The sequence below is a fragment of the Nostoc sp. genome (assembly GCF_036917575.1).
In the GTDB taxonomy this organism is placed as follows: domain Bacteria; phylum Cyanobacteriota; class Cyanobacteriia; order Cyanobacteriales; family Nostocaceae; genus Nostoc.
The window spans coordinates 148,150-169,791 of sequence record NZ_JBALDC010000061.1 but is presented as its reverse complement, the minus strand read 5'-3'; the positions used below and the strand labels follow the sequence as shown (position 1 = coordinate 169,791).

At 44.5% G+C, this 21,642-nt stretch carries 20 protein-coding genes; 13 read left to right on the top strand and 7 right to left on the bottom strand.

Annotation, left to right across the window (positions count from 1 at the left end; all coding sequences use genetic code 11):
* Window positions 1-78: 78 nt before the first annotated feature.
* From V7K79_RS18525 to V7K79_RS18515, 3 genes are all read right to left on the bottom strand, one after another.
* Complete coding sequence (locus tag V7K79_RS18525) at window positions 79-420, bottom strand: ferredoxin family protein (protein ID WP_335049458.1); 342 nt, start codon at window positions 418-420, stop codon at window positions 79-81.
* Between the two features lie 13 nt (window positions 421-433).
* A complete protein-coding gene (locus tag V7K79_RS18520; protein ID WP_335049457.1) occupies window positions 434-2,071 on the bottom strand; it encodes an FAD-binding protein in 1,638 nt (545 codons plus the stop codon).
* A gap of 266 nt (window positions 2,072-2,337) precedes the next feature.
* Window positions 2,338-3,393, bottom strand: a complete 1,056-nt coding sequence (locus V7K79_RS18515) for an LLM class flavin-dependent oxidoreductase (RefSeq protein ID WP_335049456.1) — start codon at window positions 3,391-3,393, stop codon at window positions 2,338-2,340.
* A 163-nt stretch (window positions 3,394-3,556) separates the two neighbouring features.
* On the opposite strand from V7K79_RS18515, the gene V7K79_RS18510 reads away from it, so the two are divergent.
* From V7K79_RS18510 to V7K79_RS18500, 3 genes are all read left to right on the top strand, one after another.
* Complete coding sequence (locus V7K79_RS18510; protein ID WP_335049455.1) at window positions 3,557-4,642, top strand: LLM class flavin-dependent oxidoreductase; 1,086 nt, start codon at window positions 3,557-3,559, stop codon at window positions 4,640-4,642.
* A 5-nt stretch (window positions 4,643-4,647) separates the two neighbouring features.
* A complete protein-coding gene (locus tag V7K79_RS18505; RefSeq protein ID WP_335049454.1) occupies window positions 4,648-4,824 on the top strand; it encodes a hypothetical protein in 177 nt (58 codons plus the stop codon).
* Between the two features lie 210 nt (window positions 4,825-5,034).
* On the top strand, window positions 5,035-6,372 hold the full coding sequence (locus V7K79_RS18500) for an LLM class flavin-dependent oxidoreductase (protein ID WP_335049453.1): 1,338 nt from the start codon (window positions 5,035-5,037) through the stop codon (window positions 6,370-6,372).
* A gap of 564 nt (window positions 6,373-6,936) precedes the next feature.
* Here V7K79_RS18500 and V7K79_RS18495 read toward each other — a convergent pair.
* Complete coding sequence (locus V7K79_RS18495; protein ID WP_335049452.1) at window positions 6,937-7,491, bottom strand: hemerythrin HHE cation-binding protein; 555 nt, start codon at window positions 7,489-7,491, stop codon at window positions 6,937-6,939.
* Between the two features lie 414 nt (window positions 7,492-7,905).
* Here V7K79_RS18495 and V7K79_RS18490 point away from each other — a divergent pair, with 414 nt between their 5' ends.
* The gene (locus tag V7K79_RS18490; RefSeq protein WP_335049451.1) at window positions 7,906-8,061 is read left to right on the top strand and encodes a hypothetical protein; all 156 of its coding nucleotides are present in this window, start codon (window positions 7,906-7,908) and stop codon (window positions 8,059-8,061) included.
* A gap of 6 nt (window positions 8,062-8,067) precedes the next feature.
* Window positions 8,068-9,306: an acyl-CoA dehydrogenase family protein gene (locus tag V7K79_RS18485; RefSeq protein WP_335049450.1), complete on the top strand. Its 1,239-nt coding sequence runs from the start codon at window positions 8,068-8,070 to the stop codon at window positions 9,304-9,306.
* A gap of 154 nt (window positions 9,307-9,460) precedes the next feature.
* On the opposite strand, the gene V7K79_RS18480 is transcribed toward V7K79_RS18485, so the two are convergent.
* The 3 genes from V7K79_RS18480 to V7K79_RS18470 form a co-directional block, all read right to left on the bottom strand.
* Window positions 9,461-10,333 (bottom strand): bile acid:sodium symporter family protein, encoded by an 873-nt coding sequence (locus V7K79_RS18480; RefSeq protein ID WP_335049449.1) that lies wholly within the window; start codon window positions 10,331-10,333, stop codon window positions 9,461-9,463.
* Between the two features lie 165 nt (window positions 10,334-10,498).
* Entirely contained in the window at window positions 10,499-12,838 is a 2,340-nt protein-coding gene (locus tag V7K79_RS18475; protein ID WP_335049448.1) for an arylsulfatase, read from the bottom strand.
* Window positions 12,839-12,841: 3 nt separating this feature from the next.
* Complete coding sequence (locus V7K79_RS18470) at window positions 12,842-13,852, bottom strand: formylglycine-generating enzyme family protein (protein ID WP_335049447.1); 1,011 nt, start codon at window positions 13,850-13,852, stop codon at window positions 12,842-12,844.
* A gap of 615 nt (window positions 13,853-14,467) precedes the next feature.
* Here V7K79_RS18470 and V7K79_RS18465 point away from each other — a divergent pair.
* The 8 genes from V7K79_RS18465 (at window position 14,468) to V7K79_RS18430 (ending at window position 21,534) form a co-directional block, all read left to right on the top strand.
* Window positions 14,468-14,647 carry a MetQ/NlpA family ABC transporter substrate-binding protein gene (locus tag V7K79_RS18465; protein WP_335049446.1) on the top strand — a complete coding sequence of 60 codons (180 nt, stop codon included), beginning with the start codon at window positions 14,468-14,470 and terminating at the stop codon, window positions 14,645-14,647.
* 33 nt (window positions 14,648-14,680) lie between these two features.
* Window positions 14,681-15,793 carry an aliphatic sulfonate ABC transporter substrate-binding protein gene (locus V7K79_RS18460; protein ID WP_335049445.1) on the top strand — a complete coding sequence of 371 codons (1,113 nt, stop codon included), beginning with the start codon at window positions 14,681-14,683 and terminating at the stop codon, window positions 15,791-15,793.
* Between the two features lie 58 nt (window positions 15,794-15,851).
* On the top strand, window positions 15,852-16,961 hold the full coding sequence (locus V7K79_RS18455; protein ID WP_335049444.1) for an LLM class flavin-dependent oxidoreductase: 1,110 nt from the start codon (window positions 15,852-15,854) through the stop codon (window positions 16,959-16,961).
* Window positions 16,962-16,990: 29 nt separating this feature from the next.
* Window positions 16,991-17,752 carry a class II aldolase/adducin family protein gene (locus tag V7K79_RS18450; protein WP_335049443.1) on the top strand — a complete coding sequence of 254 codons (762 nt, stop codon included), beginning with the start codon at window positions 16,991-16,993 and terminating at the stop codon, window positions 17,750-17,752.
* Between the two features lie 46 nt (window positions 17,753-17,798).
* Window positions 17,799-18,833, top strand: a complete 1,035-nt coding sequence (locus V7K79_RS18445) for an ABC transporter substrate-binding protein (RefSeq protein ID WP_335049442.1) — start codon at window positions 17,799-17,801, stop codon at window positions 18,831-18,833.
* 61 nt (window positions 18,834-18,894) lie between these two features.
* Entirely contained in the window at window positions 18,895-19,122 is a 228-nt protein-coding gene (locus V7K79_RS18440; RefSeq protein WP_335049441.1) for a hypothetical protein, read from the top strand.
* A 278-nt stretch (window positions 19,123-19,400) separates the two neighbouring features.
* Window positions 19,401-20,831 carry an NAD(P)-binding domain-containing protein gene (locus V7K79_RS18435; protein WP_335049440.1) on the top strand — a complete coding sequence of 477 codons (1,431 nt, stop codon included), beginning with the start codon at window positions 19,401-19,403 and terminating at the stop codon, window positions 20,829-20,831.
* A gap of 205 nt (window positions 20,832-21,036) precedes the next feature.
* Window positions 21,037-21,534: a hypothetical protein gene (locus V7K79_RS18430; protein WP_335049439.1), complete on the top strand. Its 498-nt coding sequence runs from the start codon at window positions 21,037-21,039 to the stop codon at window positions 21,532-21,534.
* Window positions 21,535-21,642 lie beyond the last annotated feature (108 nt).

The following is a 21,642-nucleotide window of genomic DNA, read 5'->3' as shown; positions in this document are numbered from 1 at the left end:
ACCAAAAACTTGCACTTTAAGACTGCAATGACTTGATTCTTAGTTGTGTCCCTCTTTTAAGAATTAAGCCTACTGAAATTAACTTTGATAGGGGCGCGGCAGTTGGCGTAGTTTATGAGCAGTATCTAATTCACTATTGTTTTTTCTGCCATATCCCCATCCCAATATCCGACGATATTCACCCATAATGCCACTTTCAATTAACTCATCCTCATTGACTGCAATATCAGTATGAGATTGAGGGGCGACATAGAGCGCATCCGCAGGACAATATGCTTCACACATGAAACAAGTTTGACAATCTTCCTTGCGGGCAATTACGGGTGGTTCATCAGGAACTGCATCAAAGACATTAGTAGGACAAACCTCGACGCATAGATTGCAATTAATACAGAGTTTATGGCTGACAAGCTCAATCATGATATTGCTCCTGCTACAACTTTGATACAGTGAGTGTGGTTGGAGTGGTTTGTACTGGTGCTGTGGCAGAGGCATCCGTAATCCAATCGCGCCTCACCCATAGCTTATCTAAGCCGCCTGTGGCTTGATAATAACGCTGACTGGGATCAGTCTGGGGATAGTCTATACGAATATGTTCGCTGCGGGTTTCTCTACGATGTAAAGCACTAAAATATGCCCATCGTGCAACAGCAGTCAGAGCAGCCGCGCGACGAGAAAATTCCATATCGCGCACACTATCTTGTTTGGGATTTCCTTGTACCTGCTGCCACAGGGTTTCTAATTTGGCGAGGGAATCGAGAAGTTTTTGCTCAGAACGCAAGTAGTTCTTTTCTAAGGGGAACATTTGGGATTGGACACCGCGTACAATCGCCTCACTATCGAATGTTTCAGACGCAGGAGAGTTTGAGCGCAATCCCACTTTACCAGCTGCACGTGCAACCCGTTCATTTGCACGTGCGCCCAAACTCTTGGCAAACGCAGCCGCCCCTTCTCCAGCCCATTGTCCTGTAGAGATTGCCCAGGCAGCATTAGGGCCACCACCACCAGAAGATAATCCCGCTAAAAATTCCCGCGATGCTGCATCACCAGCTGCGTAAAGTCCAGGAACTTTGGTAGCACAACTATCATTTACAATCCGAATCCCACCTGTACCCCGGACTGTACCTTCTAAAAGCAGCGTTACAGGTACTTGTTCTGTATAGGGATCGATCCCAGCTTTTTTATATGGTAGGAAAGCGATGAAATGAGACTTTTCAATTACTGCCTTAACTTCAGGTGTGGCTTTATCTAAACGAGCATAAACGGAGCCTTTCATCAGGGCATTGGGAAGGAACGCAGGATCGCGGCGACCATCAATATAACCACCAAGATCGTTACCTGCTTCATCGGTGTAACTAGCCCAGCCAAAGGGAACACCCCGCGTCACTGTGGCATTAAAAGCGGTCGAAATTGCATAGTGATTAGAAGCTTCCATACTGGAGAGTTCGCCACCAGCTTCCACTGCCATCAGCAGTCCATCACCTGTATTAGTATTGCAACCTAATACTTTACTTAAGAACGCACAACCGCCATTTGCTAAGACTACTGCACCAGCACGAACCGTATAAGTACGATGATGTTGTCTCTGTACACCTGTTGCTCCTGCCACTGAGCCATCGTCAGCCAATAAAAGCTCTAAAGCCGGACTTTGGTCGAGAATCTGCACACCAGAACGCAAGAGGTTTTTGCGAAGTACCCGCATATATTCTGGACCATAATAACTCTGACGCACAGATTCCCCATTTTCTTTGGGAAAACGATAGCCCCATTTTTCTACTAAGGGCAAACTGAGCCAAGTTTTTTCGATGACGCGCTCAATCCAACGTAAGTTAGCAAGGTCTTTTCCTGCGCGATAACGCTCCGATACAACTTTGTCCCAATTCTCTGGAGAAGGAGCCATGATGCCATTACCACTAGCCGCAGCTGCACCGCTTGTACCCAGAAAACCTTTATCAGCAATGATAACTTTGACACCTTGGGATGCGGCTGCCCATGCTGCCCAGGCAGCGGCGGGGCCACCGCCAATTACCAGCACGTCAGCAGTTAGTTGTAGTTCATTTTCTGTTAACAATTCCTTTTCCTCCTGTTTAGCAGTCAGTTTTATGCTTTGCTACTGTGAACGGCTTCTACAGGCAAAATTTACCTACCTGCATTTTCTGTTAGTAATTCGTCATCAGTGTCATCTTTGACAATATATACAAAGAGTGTGTACAGCAAATCACAAGTATTATGATACTCTAATTATTAGTTTTTCTAACAATAAGTAGTACAAGTTAATTTTCTATCTGGTTGAAACTGCTGTAAAACTTTCTATTGACAGCTGCATTCTGTCAACAACTAAACGACTTTTTGCAAGTGTCGTACACGAGGCATAACCTCTTGGGCAAAACGTGTCATTTCCTGTAGGAAAGGATTAAATTGCAACATGAAAGTATCGATACCTGCATCAACGAAAGCTGCAACGCGAGCGGCTACGGTATCATAGCTGCCAACTAATCCTGCGGCTGTACCACCATTGCCGCCAACAGCCGGATTTTTGGCGAAAAGTTGGAACATAACAGCTTCTTTGTCAACTCCTTTAGCAACACTTAATTTATATTGTTCTTCCAGCTTTTGCAGTGCCATGAGTCGTTCTAGTTCTGCTTGTGCTTCTTTGTCTGTGGGACGGGCAATGACAAAGGCTGACAGACCAAAGCGGACTGGTTGAGGTAGGAAGCGCGATCGCCCCAAAACTTGTTTAATTACTTTGCGGACATCTTCTATTGGCTGACCATTGATGAAATAAACATCGGCTTGTTGAGCTGCTAAAATCTGCGCTGGGTCTGACGCTCCTCCTAGATAAATACGAGGATAGGGTTGAGTAACAGAAAAGGGCCGAAGGCTCAAATCTTGAATTTTGAAATATTCACCCTCGAAGTTTACCTGATCACCACTCCACAGAGCTACTACAACCTGCAACCATTCACTAGAGTAGCGATAACGTTCATCATGGGGTGGGAAGGGGATATTAATACGCTCCATTTCTGGGCGAAACCAAGCACTGATCAGGTTTATGGCAAAACGTCCGCGACTAATAGCATCAATTCCTAAAGCCATCTTGGCTAAGACAGCGGGATGAAATAATAAAGGTTTAATTGCAGCGATAATTTCTATGCTTTCTGTAGCTTCAGCCAACGCGGCGCACGCTGTCCAAGTTTCTAATTGGTCTAACTCTAAGCTACGAGGGTTAGCAAGGTGCTGTGCTACTAAAGTTGTGACGTATCCTAAACGTTCTGCTTCTAATACTAGCGATCGCGTGCGCTCATAACTAGCATCAATCGGTTCATCTGGCGTATTCAGAGGGCCAAAGTTACCGCCTACAGGCAACCAAATACCGTAACGTGGTTCTGACATTCTTGCCTCCAAATTAAATGGGGACTGGGAAGATACACCTTGTTTTTTATCCTCACCTATGCAAATCTCATAAAATAATACTATAAATCTATCGATTTACCGTATAATTTGACTAAATATAAAAATAAAGTTTTAGTGCCGACTACAAAGGTTCTAAAAAACTATGTCTGAACCACGTTACGGGATTTGGATTCCCGTTTACGGTAACTGCGGCGTGATGAACCATCCTCTTGAACCTCGTGATGCTAGTTACTCACGAGCCAAGAATTTAATTCAGTTGGCCCAAAGGTGTGGATTTACCACAACTTTAATCGCACAACACATCATCAATCCCAGGAACCAAGAACTCGATCAGCTAGAAACCTGGACAGCAGCAGCAGCCCTGGCTGAAGCAACAAAATCTATCGAGATTATTGCAGCTGTTAAGCCTTTACTTTTCCATCCAGCCGTCTTAGCAAAGATGGCTTTAGGTATTGATGCAATTAGCGGTGGACGTTTTGCTATTAACTTAGTCAGTGCTTGGTTCAAGCCAGAAATGGAAAAACCAGGGATAAATTTTCTTCCCCACGATGAGCGTTATCGCTATTCAGATGAATGGATTAGGGTTGTAGTAGCTCTATGGAGTGGAGAAAAAGTCAATTTCCACGGTGATTATTTTCAAATCAACAATTTGCAGTTTAATCCCTCACCTATAGCCAAACCACATCTGCGCGTATATGTGGGAGGAGAGTCAGAACCAGCCCAAGAATTAGCTGCAAAACAAGCGCATACATTTTTCCTCAACGGTCGTCCGATTGAAGTTATCCGCGAAACTATTGCTCAAGTTGCTAAAAAAACTCGCTCTCGTTCCCAACCTTTAGGCTTTGCTATGTCAGCTTTTGTGATTGCTCGACCTACAGACGAAGAGGCAGAAGCAGAATATCAAAACTTGAGAGCAATGGTACTAGCACGAGACGATCGCTCGGAACTACTCAAAGGCGTAGATTCAGAAGTAGTCATGTTCAAAAATATGGCTAAGTACCCCGGTGTGGGAAGCAATGGCGGTACAGCAGCAGGATTGGTAGGTAGCTATGAAACTGTAGCCTATCGGATTGCTGAATTTACCAAAGTAGGAGTTGATACTTTCATGCTGCAATTCCAGCCTTTTGCCACAGAAATGGAGCGTTTTGCTGCGGAAATTATACCAAGAGTACAGGCGTTAACGGTAGATACTGAAGCCATAGCTAGTTTGAAGGCATGGAGCTGTTGAATATTGTGAAAGCGCAAGTAAGTTTAGAAAAGCGCTTACAGCCCTTGGATATTTCTGTAACCATTTTACAAGAGCTAGAAAAGGCTGATACTTGGTCTAGAGATAACTATCAGGATTTAGCCAGTCAGTTTCACATTGAATTAGAAGATGAAAAAGTCACCCAAGCTTTGAAATATTTATAAAAAACAGAGTTTGAAATAGAGATGGATTGAACTAGGGACTATGGACTGGGCAGGCAGGGGAGAGCCGCACATTTAAGACTAAATTAGCAAAGGATGTATTATTTGAGAAATTAGGCAAAGTGCTGTAAAGCACTTGAATTAAGGCTTTTTTTAGATGTTTTAATTACGAATTAGGAATTACGAATTACGAATTATACATACGGAGGGATAATGAGCGGATCGAAGCAATTGAAACTTGGTGCTTTCATGCGCCCAGTAAGCATACATACAGGTGCTTGGCGCTATCCTGGGGCTATACCTGATGCTAATTTTAACTTCCCAGCACTGAAAAAATTCATCCAAAAACTAGAGCAAGGCAAGTTTGACGCATTTTTTATGGCGGATCACTTAGCAGTGCTGAATATGCCAATTAACGCGCTCAAACGCAGTCATACTGTCACCTCATTTGAACCATTCACCCTGCTTTCTGCTCTCGCTACCGCCACTGAACACATTGGGCTGGTAGCCACCGCTTCCACAACCTATGACCAGCCTTACCACATCGCTCGTCGCTTCGCCTCTCTCGACCATATTAGTGGTGGTCGCGCTGGCTGGAACATCGTCACTACAGCCAATCCAGACGCAGCACTCAACTTCGGCTTAGAAGAGGAGGTAGAGCATGACGAACGCTATCGGCGCGCTAGAGAATTTTTTGATGTCGTCACGGGTCTTTGGGATTCCTTTGCTGACGATGCATTCATTCGGGACGTGGAAGCAGGGATTTATTTCGATCCTGCAAAGCTTCACGTTCTGGATCATAAGGGAAAATATCTCTCGGTGCGGGGGCCATTGAACATTGCTAGACCTGTCCAAGGCTGGCCGCTAATTGTCCAAGCGGGTGCATCCGAAGCCGGACGGCAATTAGCCGCCGAAACCGCCGAGGCTGTGTTTGCACCTGCTGGGAATCTGGAGGCTGGCAAAGCTTTATTTGCGGACATTAAGGGACGAGCGCGGGCGATCGGACGTGACCCAGACAGTATAAAAATCCTTCCAGGTGCTTTAGTAATTGTGGGGGAAACTGTCGCTGAGGCATATTCCAAGCGTCTTCATTTAGACAGCTTAGTACATTATGACAGTGGGATCGCCAGTTTAAATGGCGCACTTGGCTACGACGTTTCCAGCTTTGAGCCGGACGGCCCTTTGCCAGAAATCCCACTGACTAACGCTGGTCACTCTTCACGAGAAAGAGTAATAGCCTTAGCGCAACGTGAAAACTTGACTATTCGACAACTGGCACAACGCGTTGGCAGTTACGGCGGACTGGCCTTCGTCGGCACACCTCAAACGATCGCTGATGAAATGGAGCAATGGCTGGCTGAGGAAGGTTCTGACGGGTTCAATATCATGTTCCCTTTTCTTCCTGATGGGTTGAATGATTTTGTTGACAAAGTTGTGCCAGAACTCCAACAGCGGGGAATTTTCCGCAAAGAATATGAGGGTAAAACGCTGCGCGAAAATCTCGGATTGGCACGCCCTGCTAATCGCTTCTTTCAGACCAGTTTAGTGTAAACAGCGATCGCAAAACTTTTCGGTATACTGACGGTTATTGACCGAGACTGGAACAGTGCCTTGAATTTTTTGAACTTGTAGAGAAACTAGTTCCAAATATGACCAAGCTGGAGAGGAAATATCTCAGAGTTTCCCGAATAATTGCAAGTCAGAGATTAAACCTCTTGCATTCATTACTTTTTGCACTCTTGTGGTCAAAGGGAAAAGGGAAAATACAAAAACCTTTCTCCCTTTGACCGACTTCTGCAATAAGTCTAATGGACGCTTTCAGTTGGTAATTAAAAACAAATCCCTCAGTTGTCAAAGGCAAACAGAGGGAATACAAACTTTACAAGTGGGGGTGTTATTGCTATAAGTTTAGCTTCAAAAATGACACTGCTAGAGGTTTTTTACAATGACTACTGACAGCTTCAGCAATAATAGAAGAAAACGCCATATTTACATGGATAGTAAACTTGATAATTTACCTTTAACAATAAAGGCTGAAATACAAGCCTGGGCATAAACCAGCTAATCATGATATTACGCTCCCATGAATGACGCGCCCTCTGCCACTCATTACTACTAGTTTACCGCGCTGCTTATAACACCCTTAAGGGCTGCAATTCCCTGTTCAATGCTAGCCCACAGACCCATGTCAGGTTCCTTACCGGCTATCTCTCGCGTTCCGACGAAGTAAAGAACGCCTTTAAGAATCTCTTGATGAGCGCGATTTTCAAAATTAACTCGGTTGAGCGGTTCCATCAAATCTTGAAGCTCATCATTCAAGGACTGGGCAACCTTATGTAGAACCAGCCCGGTCATTGTCTGTTGATGCTTTAGCAACTCAAGCTGTAAGTATTTGTCATACAGAGTTAGCTCGGAGCCGCTCATCATTTGGCCTACCTTCTGAGCATGTTGAGTAGTAATGTCGCGAGGTTCTGCTGCGTTGCCGTATTTAGAAATAACTGCTTCGATGACGCCGAGATTTTCGCGATCGCTGTTTATCATTCCTTCGAGCCGTTCGCAAATCGTATTGTCGTCCGTCTGTGCTATTAACTTTTGCTCACTTTCCAACAGAACATTCTGAAAAAGCTTTAGATCGGCAAGCTTAGTCGCTATATTTGTCACATCGGCCATTATTATTAACTCCAGACTACAAGTTTTATCGGTTATGACAAGCTCTCCTCACTTTTCTATATTCTCGTGAGGTTTGAGTAAGTCTGTCCCTCCTGAGAAAGATTTATATCAAGTTTGGTAAGTATGTTTCAGCTTGGCTGATTAGTCGCTGTTTGGTTTATTTAGGTAGGTCAAAAACAACTTTCCTATTACCTATTACGCTGTTGAAGCATCACACACTACTAAGCGGCTGGCGATATCCCTGGGCTTACTCCGTAGACGCTTTTTTGCTTTCAACTTTGAGTCTTTCCCCCAAAAAAACGTTAAAACAGATTGACAACTTAGGGAAAATTTGGGAGTATCAAACTACGGTAATTAGGTAGATATTTAGTACTTTAAAAAACTTAAATACATCTAAAACCCTTACAATGGTTTTTGTTGAGTGTAGTTGATGGCTTAAATATGTTACCAGATGTAATCGCCTCAAGGCTGGAAACATTCTTCAACTTTGTAGTGCTATCACCTCACCCAGAACTAGCAATTGCCTCACCACTCATCAACATAGATTTTTCACAGAATATTCGGAGATAGAAACTCATGATTAAGAGTCCAGAGAAACTTGCAGATACAACAATTGAGTTTTCGGCTCCTGTGAGAGCAAACTCGCCGGAACTCCAGCAGCTTTTTGATTTTATTGCTCTGGGGGCAAGTGAGCGCGATCGCGATCGCATCCTGCCTTTTGATGTGGTTGAATTGATTCGGCGTTCTCGGTTGGGTGCATTGCGAATCCCGGTAGCCGAAGGTGGTGGCGGTAGCACGGCGCGGGAATTATTCGAGGTCGTGATTCGGCTTGGGGATGCCGATCCAAACGTCGCTCACATTGTGCGGAATCATTTCTTAGTGACGGAGCGGATTTTGCGTTCTGAGCGCACCCAAAGGAATCGCCGTTGGCTCAAAGGCGTTGCTGATGGTGCGATTATTGGACTCGCTTCCACCGAGCTAGAAGCCAAGCGATCGGGTGGTCGCCAAGTCGTGAATACAAAATTGACACCCGATGGCAACGGCTATCGTCTGAATGGAAGGAAATATTACAGCACTGGCAGCCTTTATGCAGACTTGATTTTCGTGCGTGTGTTAGCACCAGATGGCTCTACAGCGTATATACTCATTCCTACTAACCGCGAAGGTCTTGAACTGGTGGACGACTGGGACGGCTTCGGACAAAGACTCACAGGTACGGGAACGACCACCTTCACGAATGTCCGTGTAGAGGCTGAAGAAGTAATTTTTGAGACAGACACAGACAAAGACGACCTGCCCTATAACATCGTCCCGCAATTATTCCTGACTGCCATTAACGCCGGTATTATTCGCAGCGTTCTGCGTGATGCTACAGCCCTCATCCGTAACAGACCCCGGACTTTCTACCATGCTGTATCCGAGCAAGCCTCAGAAGACCCAATCTTGCAGCAGATTGTGGGGCAGATTGCTGCCAATGCCTTTGCTGCCGAAGCGATTGTTTTAGCAGCAGCTGATGGTCTCGATCGCCTCCCTGCTAACCAAGCTCAGGGTGAAGAGGCAGAGACGGCTGTGGCACTGGCAACTTCTCTGAGTGCATCCAAAGCCAAATTGATTGTTGATGATTTGGCTCTACGTTCGGCTACCTTATTGTTTGAAGTTGGTGGGGCTTCTACAACTAAAAAAAGCTCAAACTACGATCGCCACTGGCGCAACGCTCGTACTTTGTCCTCACACAATCCAAATCATTTTAAAGCTCGTGCGATCGGCGATTACGAGATTAACGGTACACCATTACCACAAAGAGGATTCTTTTAATTCTGTTCAAATTCCTGACTTTTAACTTAGAGAGATCGCTTTATGAGTGCGTAAAAGAAGTTAGGAATTTCCTGAGTCTCTTTTCTGCGAAAGGCTACGTTAACAAGACGCTCTGCAAAAGGTGCAATGACAGTTATTTGAACGTATTATGATATCAAACTTCTACCTGTTCTATCTTTGCATTAGTTGGCTGATCTATTTCTGTAAACTTTGGGCCGACAATGAGAACTGTAACCATCATTAATATACTTGTCACCATGATGATGCTGACCACGCCAGGATCTTCAAAGTTGCTTGTACCTACTAATAATGCGGCGGCAAAATTGCGTTGAGCTGTTCCGACTCCTAGCACTCTTTGGGTGTCAATACCAGGGCCGCCTAAAAGATAGCCTACGCTAAAAGAAAAGATAATAAATACAGCACAAACAAAGATTGCACCTGTTTTTAATAAAGCAATCATATCATTAGTATGAACTGCCAGTCTGACTACTAAACCTAAAAGTAATCCAGCATTGGATAATTTGAACAAAAATGGCTGAAGAGTCATAGCGATCGCTGGAAATTTAGCTTTGATAAATAGCCCAATTACCAATGGGCTGACCATCATTAATAATAAGGGTTCCGCAATCTCCCAAGAGTTAATTTGCACGCCTTCCACCACTAAAGGCAATACAATCGGCATATAAAAGATTGTGCCCAGCATTAGCAACATCATTAACCCCACGGAAAAAGCTATATTGCCCTTGACTATATGAGCAAGTTTTGGTAGAGCTGGGGGCCCTGATGCTACTGCCATGACCAGTAAACCATCTCTAAGGGGTTCACTTAGATGTACTACTTGCAGCAGCAGATAGACAAAAAGCGGTACCAGTACAAAATTTGTCAGCAGAGACAATATCACCAGACGAGGGTTGCGGAGTGGTTCCCAAATCTCTTGTACAGTTAGGCGTAAACCCGCACCTAACATAGTGAAAACAATGAATGTGAGAAGCGCTAATTTGTCGATTACTGCCAAAATTTCATTCATGATAATGGGGATTGGGGATTGGGGATTGGGGACTGGGGATTGGGGACTGGGTGTATAGTATGGGGCATTAGGAGTGTGGGAGCGGTGGAAAGAGTCGAAAGGCTGGAAAGCTTTTTTATAATCTCCCCAGTCCCTAGTCCCCAGTCCCCAGTCCCCATCTCCCCATTACTTCAACTCAAGGCTGACTTGCTGTAAGTTACCAGTAAAGGCAAAGGGTACTTGGTAGGTGTCAACGACAGGAGTACCTGTGTCTCTACCCACATCAAAGGTTTCATCTAGAGCTAAACGATAAGCGATAGTTTTTTCGATTCGACCTTCGGCTACCTGCTGTTGGTTGATGAATAATTTTCCAGTTCCCCCTGCACCTACACTGCCACCGTCATAATCAAAGTCAAACCGTAAATTAGATTTACCTGTGGGCAGTTTTTCGGGAGATTGAATAATGTAGCGAACAGCATTGGCATAGTTGTAAACATAGGTGGGCTTGCCATCCTCAAGGAAAAAGCTCCAACCCGCAAAACGTCCGCCTTGGGTTAAGAGGATACCTTCTGCCCCAGCTTCAGGAATTTCCACATTAGCTGTGATGCTGAAGGATCTGTTTTTCAGGTTTGGGGCGCTACCTTCTGGGATGCCAAATACACCAGGATAATAAGTAAAGCTTTTGCGTCCGGTGGTGAAACCAGGGCGAATTTTAACATCAAACCGTTCTAGGGCGCGATCGTCTAATGGTAAGACTTGGTGGTTACGGGCTTCTTCTAAAAACAGTTTTTGCAGTTTTTCTAGCTTGTCTGGATTTTCTTGAGCTAGGTTGTTCGCTTCGCTGAAATCTTCTGCAATGTTGTACAGCTCCCACGGATCTGTATCAAAGTCACCTTTTGCAGTACGTTCCCAAGGCAAGCGACCATGACGAGCCGCCGCCACCCATCCGCGATCGTAAATGGCTCGGTTGCCCAACATCTCGAAGTACTGTGTTTCACGATGGGATGGAGCATCAGGGCGATCGAAGGTATAAACCAGACTAGTTCCTTCGATTGGTTGTTGCTTCACCCCATTCACTTCTGTGGGGGCTGTAATTCCCGTTACTTCTAAAATGGTGGGTGCAATATCAATTACGTGATGGAATTGGCTGCGGATTCCACCTTGGTCTTTAATGCCTTCACCCCAAGAAATTACTAAGGGGTTACGAGTTCCACCAAAGTGAGAGGCAATTTGCTTTGTCCATTGAAAGGGAGTGTTGACTGCCCATGCCCAAGCTGCGGGAGAATGGTTGAATGTTTTGGGGCTACCCAAGTCATCGTATGAAGCAAGCAGTTGTGGTAGATTTTCGGGTACACCGTTGAAGAATTTCAATTCGTTGACGGTACCTGTTAAACCGCCTTCTGCACTAGCACCGTTATCTCCCACGACGTAGATGACTACGGTGTTGTCTAATTCACCGAGCTGGGCAACTGCGTCAATTAAGCGTCCGATTTCATAATCTGTGTGCGCTAGAAATCCAGCAAATACTTCTGCCATGTGAGCAGAGAGTTTCTTTCGATCTGCTGAAAGTGAATCCCAAGCTGGCAGTTCTTGGGGGCGGGGTGTTAGTTGGGCATTCGCAGGAATCACACCCAGTTGTTTTTGACGCGCAAAGATTTCTTCGCGCAATTTATCCCACCCTTGATCGAATTTGCCTTTGTACTTGTCAATCCAAGCTTTGGGGGCGTGGTGGGGGGCATGGGTGGCTCCAGTGGCGAGATAGGTGAAAAAGGGTTTGTCAGGAGCAATGGATTGTTGGTTGCGAATCCAGGCGATCGCATGGTCTACTAAGTCAGGAGTCAGGTGGTAATCAGGGTTATTGGCTGGTTTCTCGACTCGTTTCGTATTTTCTACTAAGGCAGGACTCCACTGGTTAGTATCACCACCAAGAAAGCCGTAAAAGTACTCAAATCCTAATCCTGTAGGCCAGCGATCAAAAGGCCCAGCGACGCTGGTTTCATAGTCTGGTGTGTTGTGCCATTTACCGAAAGCAGCCGTGTTATAGCCGTTTTGGCGCAACACTTCGGCGACGGTGGCAGCACTCTTGGGCAAAATCGTTGTGTAGCCGGGATAACCTGTAGCCAATTCCTCAACTACCCCTGTATTGACTGAATGATGATTGCGTCCAGTTAAGAGTGCTGCCCTGGTAGGCGAGCAAAGGGCTGTGGTGTGGAATTGGTTGTAGCGTAATCCTCTTTCGGCTAAACGAGTCAAGTTAGGAGTTTCCGCCGGGCCGCCAAAGGTACTAGCTTGTCCGAAGCCAACATCATCTAGTATCACTAGTAGAACGTTGGGGGCTTTGGCTGGGGCCGCAATCGGTTGGGGAAAATCTGGTTTTGAGTCTTTGTAGGTGATGCCAATTTTGCCCTTGAAGTCTGGTTGGGGAATGGGTAAAACTTTTGATGTGGCTGCTAGGGCAGGGTTAGTAACCGTCAGTAAGATAATGACTACAGATAAAATCAGCGATCGCCAAAGTAAATGCAACATAAACTAATTGGTAATTGGTTGAACTTGATTCAAGCTCTTAATTAAACGAAATCCGATATGGGTAGTTCCGGTGTCGGGGGCTTGAGATTCTCGCGCTGCTGGGCGGAAGCGGCTGCAATAGTTAGGCGCGCAAAGGTAAGAACCTCCTTTGATGGTATGTAAGACATTTTCTGTGGGTTTGTTGGGGTCAAAGCTTCGTTGTGGCCCTGTGGGATCGACATCGTGGGTTTTCTCGTTATGCCTTACCCCAAACAAATCTGAGGTCAATTCCCAGACATTACCTGCCATGTCGTAAAGACCATAACCGTTGGGTGGAAATGAACCAACCGGGGCGATACCTACGTAACCATCGCTTTTAGTGTTGAAAAAGGGAAAGATGCCTTGCCAGGTGTTGGCTTTTTTTTCAGAATAGCGATCGCCCCATGTATAAGTTGCACCGTCTAACCCGCCACGGGCGGCGTATTCCCACTGGGCTTCGCTGGGTAAAGATTTTCCTGCCCATTGGGCGTAGGCTGCGGCATCTTCATAGGCAATATGAACAACTGGAAAGTTGTCTTTTCGGACGAGCGCACTTCCCGATCCAAAGGGATGCTGCCAATTCGCCCCAGTCATCCAATGCCACCAACTCAGCTGCTTTGCTCCTGGTTGTGCGATCTCAAACACCAAAGAACCAGGTAATCTCTGCTCATCCGGTAAGTCGGGAAACTGTTCTTTAGGTAAAGGCCGCTCGGCAACTGTTAGATACCCTGTTGTTTTGACAAATGCTGCAAACTGTGCATTTGTCACTTCATATTTATCAATACAAAAGGAACTAACTGTGACATCAAAAGCCGATTGTTCTTCCACAAAACCAGAATTATTTGACCCCATTGTGAATGTCCCTGCTGGGATCATTACCATTCCTTGTGGACAGTGATTTAGGGTAGCGGCAGCAGGAGGAATGATAAATAAAAGTGCGATCGCTACTCCTGTAGCGAATAATAATCTTAAAAAACTTTTCCCTGGCTTGGACATGCTAAAAATTACCCCTCGGTGGGGCTATGCCTACGCTTTTCATCAACAACATGCAAAATTACTATCAGTTTTTACACCGTTTGCATCAGGTCGTATTTACTGCGAATAAAACACATCAGAATTAAAACTAACTTTGACTCAAATACTTACTAGATAAAACTTATAAATATTAATACCTTGATTAAAAGTTGAGATATATTCACCTTTAATCAAAATAATTTATTTAAAGTAAAATACAGAATACATAACAATAAAGTGGGGGATTTAAACTCTCACCTCCACTATGACTCTAATTCATACTGAATTTTGATTCCTGACTTTTTCATATAAAATACTGTATATTTATAAATTTACCGTATTTTATTCCAACATTGATAAATTACCTCTTAGACAAAAATAAGTCAAGAACTTTGTTATATAGAAATCCAGTTTGATTGGGAGAAATTATTTGCGTAGATATGCAAGAGGCAAAAGGCAACTCCGTAATGGCTAGGGCTCTTGGTGGCGGTGGATTAGGTAATTTGGCAATTCAATACGGCTACTAAAGCTTCGATGTATGGATCGTGAAACTTAAAACGGAACTGTGACCATTACTAATGATGTTATCAACAATGATTGAGGATTAAGGTATTAGCAGCTAACGGTTTAATTAAGTTAAAAGAAAACACTAAACAATTCGTAACGCAAAGAGATGTTGCTGTTAACCCGAAAAACTTACAAATTAAGGAAGTAGAAGGTGTACAAGTCTATCAAAAAGTGGTATCCTTATCCCTATTAACTACGGTAAATCGATAAATTTACCGTAGTTAAACTATCATCGTCATAGATATGCTGCTTAAACTCCTAAAAATTGATATTAAGGAGTCAATTGTGGTGAATTATTTCACAGAACACTGCTTGCCGCACAAACAAAAGTATTCCGTCCGTAAAATTGCAGTTACAGCTTTTTTTCTTGGATTGATCGCTTCTAGTTGCAGCCAACAAACAGCCACCAATGTCTTAGCTAACTCAGACTCTTCTTCAACAACACTCACTACCAAAACTACAGAGAAAAACAATGTGATTCGCTTGGGCTACCAAAAAGGCGGGATTATTCCTATTGCGCGTCAACGAGGTGAGCTAGAACGTCAGTTATCAACGCAAAATATTAAAGTTGAATGGAGTGGGCCATTTGACCGTTGCGCGACGCTTTTAAATTCTCTCAATGGTAATCGAGCTGATATTGGCGGCTGTGGTGATATTCCTTCCATTTCTGGAATTGCTGCGGGACAGCCTCTTTGTATTGGTTCTGTACAGCGTCCTGTTCCAGATTCTTTGGGTAGTGCCATCTTAGTTCGCGGTGATTCTGCTATTCGTAAACCTGCTGATTTAATAGGTAAAAAAGTTGCAGTCAATCAAGGTGGTGCAGGGGAATATCTGTTATTAAAAGTTTTGGAAAAAGAAAATATTCCTTCATATAAAGTCCAGCGAGTTTATCTATCACCAAATGATGCTGCACCTGCTCTATATCAAGGTTCTGTTGATGCGTGGGCAGTTTGGGAACCTTATATTTCTATTGCCCAATTAGAGCATCAGGCGCGAAGAATTACTACTACACATCCTGCTCCTACCTACGGCATTCTGGTCGTTCGTAGTGATGCAGCTAAAGATAATCCTGTAGCAGTAAAAGCTGCTCTGACTGGTTTGAGCCAGGATGGTGAATGGCTAAATCAGCATACTGATGCTGCATCAGATTTTTTGGTTAAACAGTTAAAAATCTCAGATGCAGTAGCCAAGCAGGTGACTAAAAACCGAGGCCCAGAGTCTTATGTATTTCCTAATACTCAAGATGTCACCAATCTTCAAAAAACAGCTGACTGGTTATTAGAGCAAAAAATTATTCCGCAACGAATAGATATTGCTACAGCAGTGTGTCCGTTAGAAACTACCACCGCTAGGTAGGAAAAGAACCAGGGGAGAATAACTTTTGACGATAGACAAATGACAAAGGGGGTTTAATATGCCTGTGGAATTTATTGGCATGATTGGTACGCGAGAAGCGTCGGAATTACATAGCCCTACCGTATCTATCACGGGGGGAAGTATAGACTTAGCTTATGTCCGCAAGTTTGCGAAAGTCCATGAAGATGGTGGCTTTGACCGAGTGCTTGTTGGTTATAGCTCTACAGGCCCGGATGGCTTTAATGTAGTCAGTTATGTAGCTGCTGCAACAGAACGACTCAAATTTTTACTTGCACATAGACCGGGTTTTGTAGCTCCGACTTTAGCCGCCCGTAAATTAGCAACATTAGATCATTTTTCTAATGGTCGGGTTGCAGTGCATATCATTACAGGTGGAAGCGATGCTGAACAACAGCGTGATGGTGACTGGCTCGATCATGATACTCGCTATCGCCGTACCGATGAATATCTTGATATTGTGCGGCGAGTTTGGACGAGTGAAGAACCCTTCGATTATAAAGGGGAATTTTACCAACTCAAAGATGCATTTTCGGAAGTTAAACCTTTACAGCAACCACATATTCCAATATATTTCGGGGGTGCTTCTGGTGCTGCTGTAGGTGTAGGTGCGAAGCACAGTAACGTCTATGCGTTTTGGGGAGAACCCATAGCTGCTATTAAACAACGGATCGCAGAGGTGAAAGCCGCAGCACCGCCTGGAAAAGATTTACAGTTTAGTGTTTCCTTGCGTCCAATTTTGGGCGAAACAGAAGCAGAAGCATGGGAAAAGGCGCATTATATTCTCTCACGGATTAATGAAACCCGCGCTAAGGCAGGGATTCAGTTATCTCCAGAGACTTCTTTCCGACCTCAAGCTGTTGGTTCATTGCGGTTGCTGGATTTTGCTCAGGAAAGCGAAATTCATGATAAGCGTTTATGGACACCGATCGCAGCTGCTACTGGTGCGCGTGGTAATACTACTGCTTTGGTAGGGACTCCAGAACAAGTTGCAGAGTCATTATTTGATTACTACAAAGCTGGCGTGACAACACTATTGATTCGTGGTTTTGATCCAGTGGAAGATGCGATCGCTTACGGACGAGATGTGATTCCTTTGGTACGTCAACAAGTGCAACGACAAGAACGACCAACAGCAACCATAGCTTAATCTACCTGTGAAATAAGAAGGAGAAAATCATGCCAAATTTAACTAGACCACAACCGCCAGTCTTTGAACGAGTTGAAGAAGAACGACTCCACCGCAAACAACGCCTTGCTGCTGCATTTCGGTTGTTTGCTCGTTTTGGCTTTAGTGAAGGAATAGCAGGCCACATCACTGCCAGAGATCCAGAATTTACTGACCATTTTTGGGTAAATCCCCTTGGCAAGTACTTTGGTCACATCCGTGTTTCTGACTTGATTTTGGTTGATAGAGAAGGAGAAGTTGTCAAAGGTAATGCTCCTGTCAATCGTGCCGCCTTTGCCATTCATTCACAAGTTCATGAGGCGCGGCCTGATATAGTTGCAGCTGCTCATGCTCATTCTCTGTATGGTAAATCTTGGTCAAGTCTTAGTCGTCTGCTCGATCCTCTAACTCAAGATGCCTGTGCTTTCTATCAAGACCACGCCCTCTTTGATGATTATAAAGGTGTAGTTTTAGATACTTCAGAAGGTAAAAGAATTGCTGAATCTTTGGCAGACAAGAAAGCTGTCATCCTGCGGAATCATGGTTTTTTGACAGTGGGAGAAACAGTAGACGAGGCTGCTTTTTGGTACATTTCTTTTGAGCGATCGGCTCAAGCCCAATTGCTTGCAGAAGCAGCTGGCAAACCATTTCCCATTGACCACGAAACAGCAACTTTTACTCATAACCAAGTTGGAACCCATTCCGGCGGTTGGTTTAGCTTTCAGCCACTCTACGACCGAATTGTGAGCGAACAACCAGACTTATTAGAGTAGTTGGTGGTTATTTTTCTTCGTTGTCTTTTTATACCCAAAAATTAACGTGTCTACCAATTGGCTATCGCAGAATTTTTTCTTATCCCTGGGTTGCTTTTTAGCCCTAGCAACAACGGCTTGCTCAGAGGTGAAGTCTACCAGTCCGGCAACGATCGCTGCTAATCCTGGCTCATCCAAAATCGCAATATCGAATACAACTCAACTGCGTGTTGCTAAGTATAAAGGTGGTTGGGACTTAAATTTAAAGTGGGCTGGACTAGATAATTTCCCTTATCAAACTCAATTTACTGAGTTTACCGGCGGTAATCTGATGGTACAGTCAATCAATGCTGGTGCGATTGACTTGGGTTCAGCTAGTGAGATTCCGCCGATTTTTGCGATTGAATCGAAAGCATCTGTAAAAATTATTGCTACTCTCAAAGGGCCGACAGTTGGTCAAGTTGTACTTGTACCCAAGGACTCCACTGCCAAAACGATCGCTGACCTGAAAGGTAAAAAAGTAGGTTACGTTAAAGCTACAACTGCCCACTACTTCCTGATTAAGATGTTGGAAAAAGTCGGGCTGACGATGAAGGATATCAATGCAACTCCTTTATCGATACCTGATGGGCTTTCGGCTTTTCGTAAAGGACAGCTTGATGGTTGGGCTACTTACGGTTATGCCATCCCCCAAGCCGAAAAAGAAGGGGCGCGGGTGCTAGAATCTGCAAAAGATATTTTGAGCGGTAACTTCGTAATTATTGCTTCACCTGATGCGATCGCTGATCCACAAAAGAAAGTTGCGATCGCTGATTTCCTCTGCCGCTTGCAAAAATCCCAAACTTGGCGGGAATCTCATCTTAAGAAGTGGTCAAAGAATTATGCAAAGACCATTGATGTCGATCAAAACATCGTTTATCAGGATGCCCAGCAAGGTCAACAACAGCGTCGTCAACAAGTACTTCCTGTTTCTGACGAAGCTATTGCTTCTGAGCAAAAGGTTGCAGATACCTTTTTTCAAGCGGGTGTAATTCCTACAAAAGTTGATGTTAAACCACTTTGGGACAGCAGTTTTAACGAAGATATCGCCAAATGCCAATAATTACAGCAAGAAGTAAAAAGCTAAATGTCAAAATTACCTTATTTTTAATAAGGGTACAAATATGTTTCATGGCATAGAAAGAGAATTATTAAATGGAGTACCTTGGTTATCTGGGCAACAGTCTCAATTACCACATCATCTCCAATCAATAGATCAGCAAGAACATAAAAACCGTGATATTTGGGAATTACCACCACAAGAATCTGCTGATCGTAAGCGTGTTCTGAAGCAGAAAATAAAATGGTTTGGGATTTTCAGCAAACTAAAAAGTTTTTCTTTAAAGGCGTAGGTGTAGCCCACCACAAGCATCGCCAATAAATAAAGATAAACGTTATCAGCTACTCAAATTAATAGAAACATTTCAACTAATTTGCAATGTGCAGTACACCTTTACTAGAGTAGCTTCTTTCAAGTATTTGGGTGACATCAGCACCACTTCGCTAACAGTTAGTAATTATTTTTTTGTAAAACTTAATATTAGACTAACTAATTATTAGTTTGTCGTAATATTATGCTTTTTAGGATTACTAATCTCAATAAAATCTCATTTCATTCTCAAATACCGACATGACAACAACGACTGACCTCGATTTTGCCGCACGTGAGGCGTTGCGCCTACTCGGCCCCGATCCCGAAAACTGGGTAAGCGATCGCTCAGGCATTGACCACAATGTGACGATAGTAGGCGGCAGTGGTAGTGGCAGTACCTTTGCATTTGCCCTGCGGCGTGCTGGCATTGGCCGCGTGACAGTTATCGACGAGGCTCTTGACGAAGCTCATGCTGGCGTGTGGCTGACGCGGGCGCGGATGAAAAAGCTACGCACACCGAAAAACCTGCCAGGGCCAGAGCTGGGCATTCCGGCGCTATCATTTCAAGCTTGGTACGAGACGCAGCACGGTGTTGAGGCATACGCAGCGCTTGACCGCATTCCACGAGTGGTATGGGCTGAGTACCTCAGCTGGTATCGGCATTTTCTGGGTATTCCAGTTCGGTATCAGACGAAGTTAGTGCGGATTGAGCCAGACGCAGGTTTCTTTCGTCTACACCTAGAAGTGAACGGTGTCGCCCAGGTGGAAACCACACGTAAAATTATCTTCGCCAACGGTGTAGCTGGCACTGGTGGCCCAAACATACCGCCTGTATTGGCATCTCTGCCACGTACCTTATATGCACATACCGCCGATGAAATCGACTTCAACAATCTGCGTGGCAAAACAGTAGCAGTGCTGGGTGCTGCGGCCTCAGCTTTTGATGCGGCAGGAGTGGCATTGGAATCAGGTGCTAAGGCAGTACACCTGTTCGCGCGACGGTCAGCGATCGCATCTCTGCCCGTGAATCGCCTCCGGGGTTATCCTGGCGCTTACTATAACTATCCGCAATTACCTGATGTAGCTCGCTGGTTCCAAGCTTGGCGGTTTAATCAGGTTGGTTCTACACCACCACCAGATGCAATCGAGCGGGTAATAACGTTCTCTAACTTTCACCTGCACTTATCTGCACCGTGGAAATCTGCTCACAACCAGGGCAATCGTATCGTCGCTCAGGTAAATGATGATGTTTTCGAGTTCGATTTTGCGATCGCTGGTACTGGCTACTTTGTTGACCCGACAAAGCGGCCGGAACTCGCCGAATTTGCACATCACATCGCACTCTGGCGCGATCGCTATGAAGCCCCAGCCGACCAGCGTGACGATCAACTTAGCACCCACCCTTACCTTGGCAGCGCCCATGAATACCAAGAGAAAGTACCTGGCAATGCTCCTTATCTGAAGGACATTCATGTGTTCAATCCTGCTGGCTTCGTCAGCTTCGGTCTGCCCATCGGCGATGTACCTAGTATCCGACGCGATGTGCCAGCAGTAGTAGCACGCATCAGCCATGACTTGTTCTTTGCTGACTGGTCATTACAAGAAGCCCGTATCGTTAACGGCAATATTTCGCCAGATTTCGACACATCATTGTATGCAGACTCGGTATGGAAAACAGGAAGCCGCTGAAGTTGAGCTGAGTCAGTCCAAAATGATTAGTACAGGGGCTTTTACATCTGCATTAGAGCATTTGGCTAATAGCAAAACTTGATGGTACTTTATCCATCACCCTTGTTACTATAAACGCCAGTTATCTAGTTTTAATGAATAATCTAAATCCTGAATCCTTTGATAATGAGATAAATTGCCAGTAACTAAAGTTAGATTATGACTGATGGCAATTGCTGCAATCATGATGTTAATGGCCAGGGGATGCCCTCAAACTGCCCTAAGTTTGGGTGTAACCGAGAGAATGGATGCGATCGCCTCCCTTGTGAAACAGTTATATAAGCAATTGAAAAATAAAGAAGGGCAATACATTGCTCCTTCTGGCTGCGAAGTACACCACTACAGTGTGAAACGTCCAAGTGGTGTTTATGGTTACAATAAGTTGACAGCAAGAGAACCAATATTTGAACCCTCTATTGAGAAGCAACTAGTCAAGGTTATTCATTTGAGCCATGACAATGACCCACGTTTTTTAGAGGCGCAACTTGGGATTGAGCGACGAAATCGGCTGATGCGTGTACGAACGCTCCTAACAACGGCTGAATCCTTACTTCGCTCTTGCGTCAATATATTGAGAGAAGAATCATCACCAGAGGATAACTCCTTACTTATAAGAGCGCCAGAAGTTGAACCAGCGTTACAAGAGCGCCTTGCGTCAGAATGATGAATCCATACTCTACCGCCAGTACCTCAAAATGAATCTAAATATCCAAGAATAACAATGAAATTGATATTATATTTATGTTATAGCTTCTAATTAATATTTATCTAG

What these genes read in the sequence shown, in the direction of transcription:
- V7K79_RS18510 (WP_335049455.1), top strand. Translation starts at nt 3,557, where the DNA reads ATGTCTGAACCACGTTACGGGATTTGGATTCCCGTTTACGGTAACTGC.
- V7K79_RS18485 (WP_335049450.1), top strand. Translation starts at nt 8,068, where the DNA reads ATGATTAAGAGTCCAGAGAAACTTGCAGATACAACAATTGAGTTTTCG.
- V7K79_RS18435 (WP_335049440.1), top strand. Translation starts at nt 19,401, where the DNA reads ATGACAACAACGACTGACCTCGATTTTGCCGCACGTGAGGCGTTGCGC.
- V7K79_RS18500 (WP_335049453.1), top strand. Translation starts at nt 5,035, where the DNA reads ATGAGCGGATCGAAGCAATTGAAACTTGGTGCTTTCATGCGCCCAGTA.
- V7K79_RS18480 (WP_335049449.1), bottom strand. Translation starts at nt 10,333, where the DNA reads ATGAATGAAATTTTGGCAGTAATCGACAAATTAGCGCTTCTCACATTC.
- V7K79_RS18475 (WP_335049448.1), bottom strand. Translation starts at nt 12,838, where the DNA reads ATGTTGCATTTACTTTGGCGATCGCTGATTTTATCTGTAGTCATTATC.
- V7K79_RS18515 (WP_335049456.1), bottom strand. Translation starts at nt 3,393, where the DNA reads ATGTCAGAACCACGTTACGGTATTTGGTTGCCTGTAGGCGGTAACTTT.
- V7K79_RS18495 (WP_335049452.1), bottom strand. Translation starts at nt 7,491, where the DNA reads ATGGCCGATGTGACAAATATAGCGACTAAGCTTGCCGATCTAAAGCTT.
- V7K79_RS18525 (WP_335049458.1), bottom strand. Translation starts at nt 420, where the DNA reads ATGATTGAGCTTGTCAGCCATAAACTCTGTATTAATTGCAATCTATGC.
- V7K79_RS18455 (WP_335049444.1), top strand. Translation starts at nt 15,852, where the DNA reads ATGCCTGTGGAATTTATTGGCATGATTGGTACGCGAGAAGCGTCGGAA.
- V7K79_RS18460 (WP_335049445.1), top strand. Translation starts at nt 14,681, where the DNA reads ATGCTGCTTAAACTCCTAAAAATTGATATTAAGGAGTCAATTGTGGTG.
- V7K79_RS18430 (WP_335049439.1), top strand. Translation starts at nt 21,037, where the DNA reads ATGGCAATTGCTGCAATCATGATGTTAATGGCCAGGGGATGCCCTCAA.
- V7K79_RS18470 (WP_335049447.1), bottom strand. Translation starts at nt 13,852, where the DNA reads ATGTCCAAGCCAGGGAAAAGTTTTTTAAGATTATTATTCGCTACAGGA.
- V7K79_RS18440 (WP_335049441.1), top strand. Translation starts at nt 18,895, where the DNA reads ATGTTTCATGGCATAGAAAGAGAATTATTAAATGGAGTACCTTGGTTA.
- V7K79_RS18450 (WP_335049443.1), top strand. Translation starts at nt 16,991, where the DNA reads ATGCCAAATTTAACTAGACCACAACCGCCAGTCTTTGAACGAGTTGAA.